The following is a 12,943-nucleotide window of genomic DNA, read 5'->3' as shown; positions in this document are numbered from 1 at the left end:
TTATTTGAATGACTGGCATTTATATATTTAATATCAATCCTTTTTGATTGCTGCCTTTTAAAAAAAACAGCAAATAAAAACTCATTTATCAAGGAATTTTTTTGATCTATTTCACGAAATAGAAATGATCATGGCCTTGTCAAATATATTATTAATTTTTTATTTTTATTTCATAATATTAAGAAAATCCTTTCTTTTACGGATAAATAACCAATAGCCTGATGCGCTAACTATATACGTTAATTGAGAATGTTATTCTAAAACGGCAATTATTTTAACTTTTTACACTGTCATTGCTGGATGCCGTTTTTTATTTCACTTGATTTGATTTGGACTTTACCCATTCGTTATTTATTATTGTTCCTATTTTATTTATCACGGTTCAACCGATATATTCGGACAACAACGTCTCTTCAAATTATCGTAAAACCGCATATTGCGTCCTTAATTAACCCATTTGCCGGAGACAATCTGAGTTAAATTTAACTCTTGTGCCCGAATGTTATGGCCTGCGTTGTTATCAGGCGGGATAGCCTATTGCATAACATTCCATCATCTCAGGGAGACAGAATAGATGTCAGTGAAAAAACACGCCACAACATTGAAGAAAGGAAAATCGCTGTTAGGACAAGGACAGCAAACTGCACAGATGGCAAAGCAGGCCAAAAACCTGTTGACGGGTGCAGGCGGGAGTCCTGCTGTCGGTGCCGGTAGCCTCATCAGTGGTGGCGGCTTTGCCGGTGGTGCGGGACAAAAAGCCGGAATGACAGCTCAGGCTGCCGCGGGTAACTCATCGGCCGGCAAGCTGTTACAGCAAGCCGGTCAGGTATTGGGATTACTGGGTGGTGCTGACCCCAGTGGCCTGTTATTCACCCTAACGGCAGGCGGTTTGCCTGCACAGACCTTTGTTGTCACCGACTTCAGCCTGAACGAACACTTCTCGCACCCCTTTGCACTGGAAGTGGGGTTGGCAAGCGCTATTCCCGCCATTAGTTTCCCGCTGGTACTTGACCGCACAGCAACACTGACTATTCTGCAAAACGGCATCGAACAGCGCAGCATCACCGGCATCGTCACCCGCTTTGAGCAGGGCAACACCGGCCTGCACCAGACCACTTACCGGATGAGTATCCGCCCTGACCTGTGGCGCACCACCTTACGGCAGAACTCGCGCATCTTCCAGCAACTCAACATTGCCAATATCATCACCACCATCCTCAAAGAGCACAGTATCCGCGATGTCGTATTCAACCTGCGCCACCCGCACCCGGAGCGCGAATTCTGCGTACAGTATCAGGAAAGTGACTTCGATTTCCTGCAACGGTTGACGGCGGAAGAAGGTATTTTCTACTTCTTCGAATGCAGTAACGGACGCAACACTCTGGTGTTTGCCGATGACTGTGGCTCTGTGCCACCGGGTATACGCCTGCCCTATCAGCCCGGTGAAGTCAGCACATTGGGCGAACCGGCGGTCAGCAGCCTGACCAGCAGTGCGCAAGTGCGACCAGCGCAGGTACAGTTGAAGGATTACACCTTCAAGAACCCGGCCTGGCCAGCGGAATTTCAGCAGCAGATGCGGGATGAAAACCTGCAACAACTGTATTACGAGCACTACGACTATCCGGGTCGCTTCAAAGATGAGGCACATGGCAAGGACTTCACCCGTTACCGACTGGAGGCTCTGCGCAGCGACGCGGAGACCGGGCAAGGCAGCGGCAATGCCATCGCTCTGCAACCGGGCAAACTATTCATTCTTGATAACCATCCCCGGTTAGACCTGAATCAATCATGGCAGACCGTTTCCGCCAGCCACAACGGCAGCCAGCCGCAGGCACTGGAAAGCGCCAGCTCAGGCTCCGGCACAACACTGAACAGTCACTTCACCTTCATCCGCCAGAACCAGAACTGGCGTCCGGCACCGCGCCCCAAACCGGTGATTGATGGCCCACAAATCGCCAAAGTGGTCGGTCCGGCAGGAGAAGAAATTTTCTGTGACCAGTACGGGCGTGTGCGTCTGCAATTCCCGTGGGACAGATACGGTAAGAGCGACGACCAAAGCTCCTGCTGGATACGGGTCAGTCAGCCGTGGGCGGGTCAGGGCTGGGGCATGCTGGCTATTCCACGTATCGGACAGGAAGTCGTGGTGGATTTCCTGCACGGCGACCCGGACCAGCCTATCGTCACCGGGCGTACTTACCATGCCAGCAATATCCCGCCGGGCAGCTTACCGGGCAGCAAAACTCAGATGGCATTCCGCTCCAAAACCCACAAAGGGCAAGGCTATAACGAGCTGCTGTTTGAAGATGCCAAGGGCAGTGAACGGCTGGATTTGCACGCACAAAAAGACATGAACACCAAAGTGCTCAATAACCGCGATACCCATGTGCTGGCCAACCACAGCGAAACCGTGGAGAAAAACCAGACCATCAAGGTGAATGAGCACAAAAATGAAATGGTGAAAATGACCAGCACGGAAACCATCGGCATGGTCTACGCATTGACTGTCGGCACCAGCATGAATACCACCGTCGGGGCCAGCCAGACTGAACAGGTCGGCAACCATAAATCCATTGCAGTCGGCAATACCCTGTCCATTAATGCCGGTGATGTGATTGAGCTGAAATGCGGTGCCAGCGTTCTACGGATGGACAGCTCGGGCAAAATCACTATACAGGGCAGTGAATTCAAATTTGAGGCCAGTGGCCCGGTGCAAATTAGCGGTAAAGACATCGACCTGAACTAACTAAGGACAGACTGAGATGGAATTTCGTAACCTCACCCCTTTTGCGGTGATGAACTACTCGATGCTCGATGTCGACGATACCGAACATCATGTGGCGGTGATGAAAATTGGCTACCAACTGATGCCTGCCGGACAGGGTGAATACGTTGCCGAACTGTTGCCCGCGCCACCTTTGTGTTTACAGGATGAATATCGCGGGCAAATGAATGTCTCGCAGGTGTTGCAGGAGAGTGACCTTGCGCCGTTTAAACCGCGCTGCGATGTGATTGTTAACGGCACAGCCTACGCGCCGGATAACCGTCCCTGTAGCGAATTTCCCGTACGGTTGCAGGTCAAAACCCGACAGGGACAGCCCCTGCTCGACAAAACCCTGACCATCACTGGCGAGCGGGAATTTATCCGTGATGCCAGCGGCAACTGGCAACTGACGGAGCCAAAAACCTTTACCACACTGCCACTGGATTATCGCTACGCTTTCGGGGGTGAGTGCAAAATTCAGGCAGACGATAAAGCGGGCAAACTGCTTAATGAACGTGATTGTCTGACACCGGAGCAGCGTGAGCAACACCCGGACGGGAAAAATGCGCCAGTGGCCCATGCGGTTTGTGAAACCAACCCGCTGGGAACGGGATTTATCACCCCGTGGTACGCCAACGCCAAACAACTCACTCGCTACCCTGCCCCGCGCATCATCCGGTCAGAGGCACCTTTTACTGCCGAGCATTTTACAGCGCAACTGGCGGGAGCGTTGCCACCCGATACGCCCGCCTGCCAGCCACAAGGCATGGGATTTATCGGTCGCCCGTGGTTGCCCCGCCGCCAATTGGCCGGTACTTACGATGCCGACTGGTTAGAGCATCGCCACCCTTACCTGCCGAAAGATTTTGACTTCGGTTACTGGAACGGCGCACCGGCTGACCAGCAGATTGACTGGCCAGACACGGATATCGCCATCACGCTAAGTGGCCTGACACCCCACAGTGACCTGCATGTCAAACTGCCCGGACATCGTCCGTTCATTTTGTTGCGCATGCAAAACGGCATTCTGTTACCTGTGCCGATGCGCCTCGATACGCTCATTGTCGACAGCGAGGCCAGAACACTGCATCTGACCTGCCGCCTGAATTTCAAAGCCGCCCTGCCCGTGCGGGTCGCCGAAGCCCGGTTTGAAATTAACCCGGATGCGCCGTTACTCAAACTGGCACCACTGGAAGAGGAGAAAACGCATGGCTGATAACTACATCGCCCGTACCGCCGGCACATGGATGATTATCGGTATGTTGCCGGACGTGTGCAAAACCCCGATAGGGCCTGCCACACCGCCCATCCCCTATCCGGTGGTCGCGAAACTGGCAGACAGTTCGGCACCGGAAAAAACCGTGCGGGCTAATGGTCAACCCGTGGTGGTGTTTGCCCGCAGTTTTGTGCCCACGACACTGGGTGACCAACCGGGTGTGGCAAATGGTGTCAAAAGCGGGACTGTGGGGGGTAAATGCCATCCAAAAGCACATACCCAAACTGTCCGAGCAGGTAACAAGCTGGTACTGCGCCATGGAGATGAATTCTGGATGAATGGAGCCTAAGGAAAACGCAATGACAGTCAGAATTGAAATTACAGGATATGGTGCCAAACAATTTTGTGAAAACTTTACCATCCACACGCAAGAAAGAGCCGAAATGGCTCTCAAATATGCGGAAGACCTGTTCCCTCACAGCGAAGTCGGAGGGGAAAATTCAGTATGGACCCCTGATGGATTCAAGCAGGTTGTGCAGGATGCTGTTGATAAATTCAAAAGTGGTGAATTTCCGTTGGAAGAATGGAAGTTACCTCCTCCTGAACCTAACGAATCTTTGCCAACCAAAGTCCGCGATGACAGCCCGAGCGGTACGGGTAACACGGTAGGTAAAATCGTCGGGCAGGCACCACAGGGGGCAAATCCGCCACATGAAGCGAATGCGGCCGTCACACCGGAAACTGAGCAAGAAAAAGGATTTTTTGACAAGGCGGGAGAATGGTGGGATGAGACCAAGGAAGACGTGCAAAAGTGGGGAGAGGAAGCCAAAGAAGAGTTGAATGCCGCCTGGGATAATCCGGGAGCAGCCGCTATCGGGGCAGGAAAAGCGCTCTGGAATACCGTTCCTGAAATTGGCGAATTGTTCGGGAAAGGTGCGATTATAGTCGCAACGACTCCCGCCGTTGCAGTCGAACAAGCATTAGGATATATGGGCGTCGCTCCCGTCGGAATTTCTGACCTTCAGCAAAAGGCCGTTGATATGGTCAATGCTGATGCGATTAAGATGGAAATGAAAAGTGATGCCGAGAAAGGTGGGGCCTTAATCTTCACTGGAGCTTCTTCTGCTACAGGCATTGGTGGACTCCTCAAAGGAGCTGCTAAAATAGGAGCCAAGGTGGGGCCAAAACTCAAAAAAGCACAACAAAAAGGTGCTAGTCCGAAAAAGGAAACTCAGCAACATAATGATGACGCGACCTCATCAACCAACAAAGAGGGAAGTTGTAACGGAACCTGCATAAAAAAAGGAGAACCCGTTGATGTTGCGACTGGTGATTTTCTACAAATCTGGCCGGTTATTGCTATTCCCGGATTATTGCCGATTACCCTGACTCGCACTTATCGCTCCACCGCTAATTTCAACGGCCTGTTTGGCCCTAAATGGGCGGATGACTGGTCACGTCAGTTGGAACTGGTCAATGGTAAGGTAAATTTCACCGATGCCGACGGCGTGATCTACGATTTCAGCACACCGGGTAACACGGTGCTCGCCCGTAACCAGCATATCCCCCATTACCTGCTGACCGGCGAATTGAACAATGAATTGAAGATGATTGATCGTCAATCCCAGCTTACCTACCACTTCAATCATGCCGTTGGATCTATCCGTAAATTATCCGCGATCACCGATCGACGTCAGAACGCGATTCGGTTTATCTACGATAAACACTCACAATTGATCGAAGTCACTCGCACCGACGGTTTCCGGCTGATCCTGGGTTATCAGGATCAGCAACTCCAAACACTAGATTATCTTGAACAGAAAAAACAGCAGCGATTAGTCACTTGTCACTATGACTCACAAGACTATCTAAGCGAATGCGAAGCGTTCCAGCATAACCACCTGTGGCATGAATATGATGCACAGGGGCAGATGATCCGCTGGCACGATACCGATCAGACCGATGTTACCCTTACTTACGATGATCGTGGACGAGTACTCACAACCTCCACCACCAGTGGCTACTGGTTCGATAGTTTCCACTATGACGATAATGCTCGTATCACCACGTATATTGATGCGGAAGGCGGTGAAACCCAGTATCACTACGATAACAACTGTCTGGTGATCCGCGAAGTTGACCCGCTGGGGCGCATCACCCGCCGCCAGTGGCACCACAGCCAAATTGTCTGGGAAGCTGATGCAGAGGGTGGAATAACCTCATTCGATTACAATCCTGACGGTGCATTGACCGAAGTAAAACTACCGACTGGCGACACCTTTTATTACGGTTATGACGAACACGGGCAACTGATTGAAAGTGTCCTGCCAACGGGCGATCGCTGGCAATTTCACTATGATGAGCAGGGCAACCTGACCGCACTGACTAATCCGTTGGGGCACAAAGAAGAATACCAATACGGTCTCCACGGTGAATTACGCCAACGCCTGCTGCCAGATGGTCGCCAATGGCATTACGCCTACGACGAGCAGCAACGGCTGGCTGCAGTGATGACACCGGACGGTCAGACCACCGGCCTACAACTGGATGAACTGGGTCGCCTGCGCCAACTCACCAATGCGCTCAAACAACAAACCTACTATCGCTATAGCGATGACCATGCCAGCCTTAACGGCAGCCTGACCAATGTTGAACTGCCGGATGGCACTACGCAGCAACTGGCCTATGACAGTGAACGGCGTGTGGTGGCAGTAACTGACGGCGAAGGCCGTACCACCCGCTATACTTACGGCGCATTTGACCTGCTCAATCAAGTGGCCCGGCCCGATGGCACAGTATTACGCTTTGGTTATGACCGCCTGACCCGATTGAATTCTGTCACCGCCTCCACTGGTGAAATCTATCGCTATGAACGGGATGCCGCTGGCCAGATTATCCGGGAAACCGATTTTACCGGACGCACCCTCGATTATCAGTACGATAAACTGGGGCGCCGCATTCAAACGCAATATCCGGATGGACAACAACTTCGCTGGCATTACTCTGCTGCCGGTTCACTGATCAAACAGGAAAGCTGGCAGCTGGAAGAAAACCAGTGGGTACTGAAAGACACCACCACTTACGAATACAATAAACGGCATCAACTGGTGAAAGCCACGAATGCCGATGCTGTCGTCGAATATGAGTATGATAAGACCACTGGCTTGCCAACCTGCGAACGCATCAATGGTCGGGAAATTACCCGTGAGTGGGATAGCCTGACCGGACGCCCAGTCAGCGAAAGTGTGGATGGCAATACCCTGCATTTCGGTTATAACCTATCGGGAAGTCTTAATCACTTTCAGCTTAACCAGCATGCACCACTGACCTTCCAGCATGATGCACTGGGGCGGGAAACGGTGCGCGAAAGTGCCAACGGGTTTATCCTTGCCAGTCGCTACACCGCAACCGGCCTGCTGGCGCATCAATCGGCAGGACAGGCAACGCAATTTTTCCGGGAAACTCTGGCACAAAACGATCCACACTTCCCGCCACAAGCGACCGCGGTCAACCGGAGCTGGCAATACGACCGTGCCCATAATGTGCGGGTGATTGACGACAGCCGCTGGGGGCAAACCCGCTACCGTTACAATACCAACGACCAGATACTGCATACGCTGTTCGAGGGCGCGCGTCCGCATGAAGAGCAGTTCAGTTATGACGCCAACGGCAACCTGAGCCAACATCTCCCGACCGATGCGCAGGGAGCGGTGGCACAAATCAACCAACGTCAGCAAGCCGGGCGCGTCGTGCAGCACGGAAATAATCGTTATCGCTATGATGACAATGGGCGTTTGATCGAAAAAACCGAACACCATGATGGCTTCCGCCCGCAAATCTGGCGCTATCGCTGGGATACCCAAAACCAGCTCACCCACTGTGAAACCCCGGATGGCTCGCGTTGGCAGTATAAATATGATCCTTTTGGCAGACGTCTCCAAAAACTCAAAATTCACGATGGAAAACTGGCCGCGACTAATTTACAGTTGTGGTTGGCTGGTAGACCAGATGTAGAGCCGAGAAGCGATGCAATTATGGGGCAGGATTACCTGTGGAGCGGCGATCAACTTATCGAGGAAACGCCAATTTACGCTGACGGCACGCCGGCGGAAGGTCAACGTATCCGTTGGTTATATGAACCCTACTCATTAACGCCGTCAGCCCGTTTTGAGAAATACAAGCTACACTATATCGTGAGCGACCATCAGGGCACACCGCGCGAGATGCTAGACGAACAAGGAGTACTAGTCTGGGCACAGCGGCTAAAAACGTGGGGGCAGGCAGATAGTTTTCAGGTGGTTAGCTCCGGTCATGCCGATTATCATGTTAACTGCAATTTCCGATTCTTAGGGCAATTTGAGGACGACGAAAGCGGGCTTTACTACAATCGCTATCGGTATTACTTACCGGAAACCGCGCAGTACATATCGCCTGACCCCATTGGGTTATTGGGTGGGCTGAATCCGTATGGGTATGTCGATAATCCGGTTAATTTTGTTGATCCATTTGGATTAGCAAAATGTAACTTTGCCGAAATGGCTAAAAAGCTCGGATATACAAAAATTAACGAGCGTTCTCATGGACAACCTATTTATATGAATAAGAAAGCATCGAACAAAATGAAATATATTACTCCTGATGTTGATCAACATAATGGAGGTGTATGGAAGGCTGCTGATAGTGTGAAAAATTTAGGTAGCAGGAAAACAAGATCGGGAACATATGATGCTGATCTGAATAGGATAGGTGACTAATGAAATATTCATATAGAATAACAAAATATACTAATATCAATGAAAATGGCGATATTTATTCTGATCCTGATGAATGGACTAGCTTTTTTGATATTGGTCAAAAAGTAAAAAAAGATGAATACGAACGGATTGAAAATCAATATATAGATTATATTATTAATTTATGTAACTGTTTAGGTATCAAGTCTCTTAAAATCCAAGCACTAGAAGTAAGTGTTGATGAAATTTCATATATTGAAGGTGAGTCTATAGATATCAATCAATTAAAAAACGGAATTAAATCAATTTTGAGAGAAGATATGTGGTGTAAACTCATATCAGATACATGCGAATTTCATTTTGGATATGATTTTTATATGTATTTTGTATCAAAAATAGATCCAAAAGAATGTATAGATAAAATAAATACTTTACTTACAGTACAAAAATATAGATCACCATATTTAGATTAATAATATCTAACATAATGAATTAGCCGGAAAGATCACTGTGATCTTCCGGCTTTGTTCTTTTAAGAGCCTATCATGGTGACCAAAATCATTGAACTACATCAATTTGAGCTGGCTAAAAACCTCAAAATCCCGGAAGATCTTAGCCAGCTATTCCATGATTTGAACAGCCCAGTATGGGTACTCAATATAAATTTTCTGGTAAAATTGAACAATTAGTAACAGATGGCGCTCTTAAGAGGTTGTCATGAGCTTAAAAATGAAAAATTTGAAGAAAAAAGAGATGATTTATGATGGGTTCGAAGACGAATTTTATAAACTAAATCATACCATTAAGTCCCCATGCTGTGATGAAAAAATAACTATCAGCGTTTCAAGTCTAAAGAACTTAAATAAATTAGATGAACATTTGCGAGTAGCAATAAAAGATAGAATTAAAGGTATCAAAGAGTTTCCGTTATCAACAATCATGACTCACAACTATGATGATTTATCAGTCATGTATGACATATATGACTGCAAGATGAAAAACGTAAAATTATTAGCCATTCTTGCAGTTGGCGAACGGCAACCAGCAAGATATCAGGTAATTTTATTAGGCATTTTTAAATATTCTGAAATGAATTGAAATTAACACTATAAAACTGGGAAGATTCCATGATATTCCAAGTTGTTCAAATCCATGTACCAGACCACGTAGCAAATTCTGCCTATGCACGTGAAAACCTGTATAATACAGGTAATGCTCGATATATTGAAGAGTCTGTTCTGAATAAAACCAAAATCAAACCCAAATGGAATAAGTTTATATCTCTCTCATCATGTAAAAATTTGAAAATACTTTTATGGAAAGATTAATCATTAATGTCCAAATTAATTGGATTTCTGAAAACCAAGGTGGTAAAAATAATTTACCAATCAATACATTATATTATGTCATTACTGAGCCAATAAAAAGTAAGATTGGTGAAACAACATATTGGAGCTTAGTATTAGACATAAAAAGCAACTCTTATGATGAAGAAAGAAATGAGAGAATAGGTTTAGGAAAAGCTTATTTTCTAGCTGATAATGCTCCTGATTTTTTACTTACTCAAGGATTTACTTTAAATGTATATGAAGGCCCTAAATTTGTTGCCGTAGTTGAAGTTCTTTGAACTTGTTAATAAATAGTAACTGGCTAATTTTTATTTAAACTCAAACTGCACTGGTACTTTTTTTGATAATTGAAGAAAGAGTAACACCTCTAATAGAAGTGGATCTAATAATATTTAGATTGACTCTGGTATGCTTGGGGAGTAAATCTAAAAAGATTAAGTGCAATACCAGTTAGCGCCAGTGATAATATGGGTAACTATAATAGTTTAGATCTGAAAAGGTATGAAAAATGATATGCGTCAATGAAAGAAAAATAAAAATAATAATAAATGGTGAAATGGAAGAAGCTAAATTGCATTTGATTGATTCTCCTGATAGGCATTGTTGCTTAAGAATATTTCATAATAACAATCAGTTGGCAGAATCAAACGGCATTGATTATTTTTCATGCTTTATAGATTTAAGAAACCAATTAAAAGATATCGTTTTTCTTTGCAAAGGAGCAAAAATAAATGTATTCCCATCGGCAATGCAGAGGGATATGGGTTTAGGTATAACAGCTTATGAAACTAAATTAGGTCAGTATGGCTTACCTGAAAATCAGGTTCATATATTTGATTTTGAGGATAAAGATGTTGATGTCACCCCAGAAGAGCAAGCAAAATTTCATTATCAATGGTTTGAATCATTAGGGAAAAGTAACTGATTTATTAGCTTAGATTAAGCCAGAAAAATCCCGTAATTTTCCGGCTTTGTTCATTCTTACCTTGATGAATACTCAATGATTGATAACATGGTTTATATTATAATTAAAAATAGGTAACAGAATGAAAAGTAATGAACAAGTAGTAGATTTATTGATATCACATAGCCAAATTCAGGTTCGCTCAAGACCATTTGATGAAATACTATGTCAATGGGGAAATGAGAATATCAAACAAGGAGCTATTCTTCACAAAGATTATGTTGTATTCGATCCTTTACCAGATGACGCTTTTGGCGCGAATATACACTTAACTTTTGAAGTAAATTTTAATATGGACCCTCTAGTTCAGCGGTGTATGGTTGTTCCTTTTTATGTCACAGATAAAAATAAACTGGAGATAGCGTCAGCGACTGAAAAATTTAAGATTGATTTAGACCTTAAAGAAACGCTTTATAGCTTATACTATGAAGTATGTGAAGGAGATGAAGTTTTTTATAAATTAACTTTTGTTCCATCTGAAATTAAGGTTGATGCTAAATATATGTTAGATGATCCATGGGGTGGAGAAAAAAACAAATTTCTTCAAGAAGGAACTATCTAAATAATCCAAACCTGCATTGCATTTTTATAATGTAATGCAGACTGAATTAATGATGTAATTTATCAATAGAGACAATCAATATGCTATTTTCCTTTCGGAACAGCACTTATTCACGTTAACGAGAGGGGAATTCAGTCCCGGTAAAATGCAGTTTCAAGCCCAGTGCTTTTGATATTTTATATACCGCATTAAACGATGGGTTGCCCTCTTCCATTCTTTCAACTCGGATTAAGATCTTGGCTTTGGCTATTCGGTCTTTTAAGGATTTTAACCATTTTTCAAAATCTTGAGTCCTTTCAATGGTTATCATGCTCACCTCTAAAGCGAATATCATTATTGTATATAAACAATACGATGTGTCAACCATAGTTAACACACCAATACAATCAGCAATTAAAAAGTTTTATACGACTCAGGCAGGTCAGATTCTGTCATCAACATAATTTTGCCGTAACCGAAAGCAACTTGAACAGGCTTATCCAACAAACCGGTTTCCGTTAACCAGTCGCCCGCCAGATACAGTTCTCCACTATCACGCACCCAATCGATGCCCTGCTTCGGATCATTTTCCACGGCGTGGAACAGGGTTGCCGGATCATCGTCCGGCTTCGCCAATGTCAACATCAATCCGTTGTGATATTGCTGGATATGAAACAAAGTATTGGGCATAAATCCCATCTGCTGTATATCATCACCACGTAATACACATTCCGGTTTTGCAGCGTCTTCAGTAGAAAATTTAAGTTCCATAGGTTCCTTCTTTGTTGATTAATAAAATAAAATGCGAGCTACTTCGCAAAAGAAAAATTTTGCCATTTCAGTGCAAAACGCAACTAACGCAGGAGCGTTCAATATTGTATTTTAATTGATAAAACATGGCATTATGAGTTTATCCTGGTAGCTTTTTACTTAATTTTCCAGGAAATTGTCGCAGCCAGTGCGCCACAGCGATATCATCCCATTCGCCTTCATTCAGGCTTTTTAAGCAGTGCCACAGTTCATGAAAATTTTGAGCCGTAATGATCAAACAACAGGGCATCACTCTGATTTTTAATGGATCGTTAATGGAGAACCCGGCTTCCAGCAGCCATTTTCCGCTTAAATTGATGGCAGGGATCGTACGGTTCACCCCATTGGGGCGGTAAACCACTTTCTGATAACGTTCCGGTTGGGAAATTTTGTAAATGCAGATGCCTGCAGTAGAATGCGCGTCAGCCATAATAACTAGGTCCTTAGTTGTTGTGGTTAGCGGTTTTAGCGTGTTTCCAGCACGTTAAAGCCGCGTCTAAATTTTCACCGCCACTCTATCCCCCGCCCAAATAACATGCCACTGACAAAAATGACCTTTGCAAAACGGC

The 12,943-nt window shown here is 45.7% G+C and carries 13 protein-coding genes; 10 read left to right on the top strand and 3 right to left on the bottom strand.

Annotated features, from left to right (window positions below; all coding sequences use genetic code 11):
• The first annotated feature begins 574 nt into the window (after positions 1 to 574).
• The 10 genes from HGO23_RS04545 (at position 575) to comJ (ending at position 11,585) form a co-directional block, all read left to right on the top strand.
• Positions 575 to 2,743 carry a type VI secretion system Vgr family protein gene (locus HGO23_RS04545; RefSeq protein ID WP_209028118.1) on the top strand — a complete coding sequence of 723 codons (2,169 nt, stop codon included), beginning with the start codon at positions 575 to 577 and terminating at the stop codon, positions 2,741 to 2,743.
• Positions 2,744 to 2,759: 16 nt separating this feature from the next.
• Positions 2,760 to 3,977: a DUF2169 family type VI secretion system accessory protein gene (locus tag HGO23_RS04540; protein ID WP_209028117.1), complete on the top strand. Its 1,218-nt coding sequence runs from the start codon at positions 2,760 to 2,762 to the stop codon at positions 3,975 to 3,977.
• Positions 3,970 to 4,326 (top strand): DUF4150 domain-containing protein, encoded by a 357-nt coding sequence (locus HGO23_RS04535; RefSeq protein WP_069318305.1) that lies wholly within the window; start codon positions 3,970 to 3,972, stop codon positions 4,324 to 4,326. The genes HGO23_RS04540 and HGO23_RS04535 overlap by 8 nt, the downstream gene beginning before the upstream one ends.
• Positions 4,327 to 4,336: 10 nt before the next feature.
• A complete protein-coding gene (locus tag HGO23_RS04530; protein ID WP_244967885.1) occupies positions 4,337 to 8,731 on the top strand; it encodes a toxin C-terminal domain-containing protein in 4,395 nt (1,464 codons plus the stop codon).
• Positions 8,731 to 9,183 carry a hypothetical protein gene (locus tag HGO23_RS04525; RefSeq protein ID WP_069318304.1) on the top strand — a complete coding sequence of 151 codons (453 nt, stop codon included), beginning with the start codon at positions 8,731 to 8,733 and terminating at the stop codon, positions 9,181 to 9,183. The genes HGO23_RS04530 and HGO23_RS04525 overlap by 1 nt, the downstream gene beginning before the upstream one ends.
• Positions 9,184 to 9,255: 72 nt before the next feature.
• On the top strand, positions 9,256 to 9,399 hold the full coding sequence (locus tag HGO23_RS04520; protein ID WP_157104635.1) for a hypothetical protein: 144 nt from the start codon (positions 9,256 to 9,258) through the stop codon (positions 9,397 to 9,399).
• A gap of 28 nt (positions 9,400 to 9,427) precedes the next feature.
• Positions 9,428 to 9,808 carry a type II toxin-antitoxin system RelE family toxin gene (locus HGO23_RS04515; protein WP_209028116.1) on the top strand — a complete coding sequence of 127 codons (381 nt, stop codon included), beginning with the start codon at positions 9,428 to 9,430 and terminating at the stop codon, positions 9,806 to 9,808.
• Between the two features lie 217 nt (positions 9,809 to 10,025).
• Entirely contained in the window at positions 10,026 to 10,337 is a 312-nt protein-coding gene (locus HGO23_RS04510; RefSeq protein WP_209028115.1) for a hypothetical protein, read from the top strand.
• 230 nt (positions 10,338 to 10,567) lie between these two features.
• Positions 10,568 to 10,984, top strand: coding sequence for a hypothetical protein (locus tag HGO23_RS19590; protein WP_069318300.1), 417 nt, complete (start codon positions 10,568 to 10,570; stop codon positions 10,982 to 10,984).
• A gap of 121 nt (positions 10,985 to 11,105) precedes the next feature.
• Positions 11,106 to 11,585, top strand: coding sequence for a competence protein ComJ (comJ, locus tag HGO23_RS04500; RefSeq protein WP_209028114.1), 480 nt, complete (start codon positions 11,106 to 11,108; stop codon positions 11,583 to 11,585).
• Between the two features lie 115 nt (positions 11,586 to 11,700).
• Here the strand turns inward: comJ and HGO23_RS19585 are convergent, their stop codons facing one another.
• From HGO23_RS19585 to HGO23_RS04485, 3 genes are all read right to left on the bottom strand, one after another.
• On the bottom strand, positions 11,701 to 11,895 hold the full coding sequence (locus HGO23_RS19585; RefSeq protein ID WP_244967884.1) for a hypothetical protein: 195 nt from the start codon (positions 11,893 to 11,895) through the stop codon (positions 11,701 to 11,703).
• 83 nt (positions 11,896 to 11,978) lie between these two features.
• Positions 11,979 to 12,335 carry a SymE family type I addiction module toxin gene (locus tag HGO23_RS04490; protein WP_209028113.1) on the bottom strand — a complete coding sequence of 119 codons (357 nt, stop codon included), beginning with the start codon at positions 12,333 to 12,335 and terminating at the stop codon, positions 11,979 to 11,981.
• A 139-nt stretch (positions 12,336 to 12,474) separates the two neighbouring features.
• Positions 12,475 to 12,804 carry a SymE family type I addiction module toxin gene (locus HGO23_RS04485; protein WP_209028112.1) on the bottom strand — a complete coding sequence of 110 codons (330 nt, stop codon included), beginning with the start codon at positions 12,802 to 12,804 and terminating at the stop codon, positions 12,475 to 12,477.
• Between the last annotated feature and the right edge of the window lie 139 nt (positions 12,805 to 12,943).

This window comes from Xenorhabdus budapestensis (assembly GCF_017743015.1).
GTDB lineage: Bacteria > Pseudomonadota > Gammaproteobacteria > Enterobacterales > Enterobacteriaceae > Xenorhabdus > Xenorhabdus budapestensis.
Note: the sequence above shows the minus strand (reverse complement) of the source record. Positions and strands in the feature narration are given on the sequence as shown.

Coding starts and splice junctions, on each gene's coding strand:
- HGO23_RS04545 (WP_209028118.1), top strand. CDS start 575: ATGTCAGTGAAAAAACACGCCACAACATTGAAGAAAGGAAAATCGCTG.
- HGO23_RS04540 (WP_209028117.1), top strand. CDS start 2,760: ATGGAATTTCGTAACCTCACCCCTTTTGCGGTGATGAACTACTCGATG.
- HGO23_RS04535 (WP_069318305.1), top strand. CDS start 3,970: ATGGCTGATAACTACATCGCCCGTACCGCCGGCACATGGATGATTATC.
- HGO23_RS04530 (WP_244967885.1), top strand. CDS start 4,337: ATGACAGTCAGAATTGAAATTACAGGATATGGTGCCAAACAATTTTGT.
- HGO23_RS04525 (WP_069318304.1), top strand. CDS start 8,731: ATGAAATATTCATATAGAATAACAAAATATACTAATATCAATGAAAAT.
- HGO23_RS04520 (WP_157104635.1), top strand. CDS start 9,256: ATGGTGACCAAAATCATTGAACTACATCAATTTGAGCTGGCTAAAAAC.
- HGO23_RS04515 (WP_209028116.1), top strand. CDS start 9,428: ATGAGCTTAAAAATGAAAAATTTGAAGAAAAAAGAGATGATTTATGAT.
- HGO23_RS04510 (WP_209028115.1), top strand. CDS start 10,026: ATGGAAAGATTAATCATTAATGTCCAAATTAATTGGATTTCTGAAAAC.
- HGO23_RS19590 (WP_069318300.1), top strand. CDS start 10,568: ATGATATGCGTCAATGAAAGAAAAATAAAAATAATAATAAATGGTGAA.
- comJ (WP_209028114.1), top strand. CDS start 11,106: ATGAAAAGTAATGAACAAGTAGTAGATTTATTGATATCACATAGCCAA.
- HGO23_RS19585 (WP_244967884.1), bottom strand. CDS start 11,895: ATGATAACCATTGAAAGGACTCAAGATTTTGAAAAATGGTTAAAATCC.
- HGO23_RS04490 (WP_209028113.1), bottom strand. CDS start 12,335: ATGGAACTTAAATTTTCTACTGAAGACGCTGCAAAACCGGAATGTGTA.
- HGO23_RS04485 (WP_209028112.1), bottom strand. CDS start 12,804: ATGGCTGACGCGCATTCTACTGCAGGCATCTGCATTTACAAAATTTCC.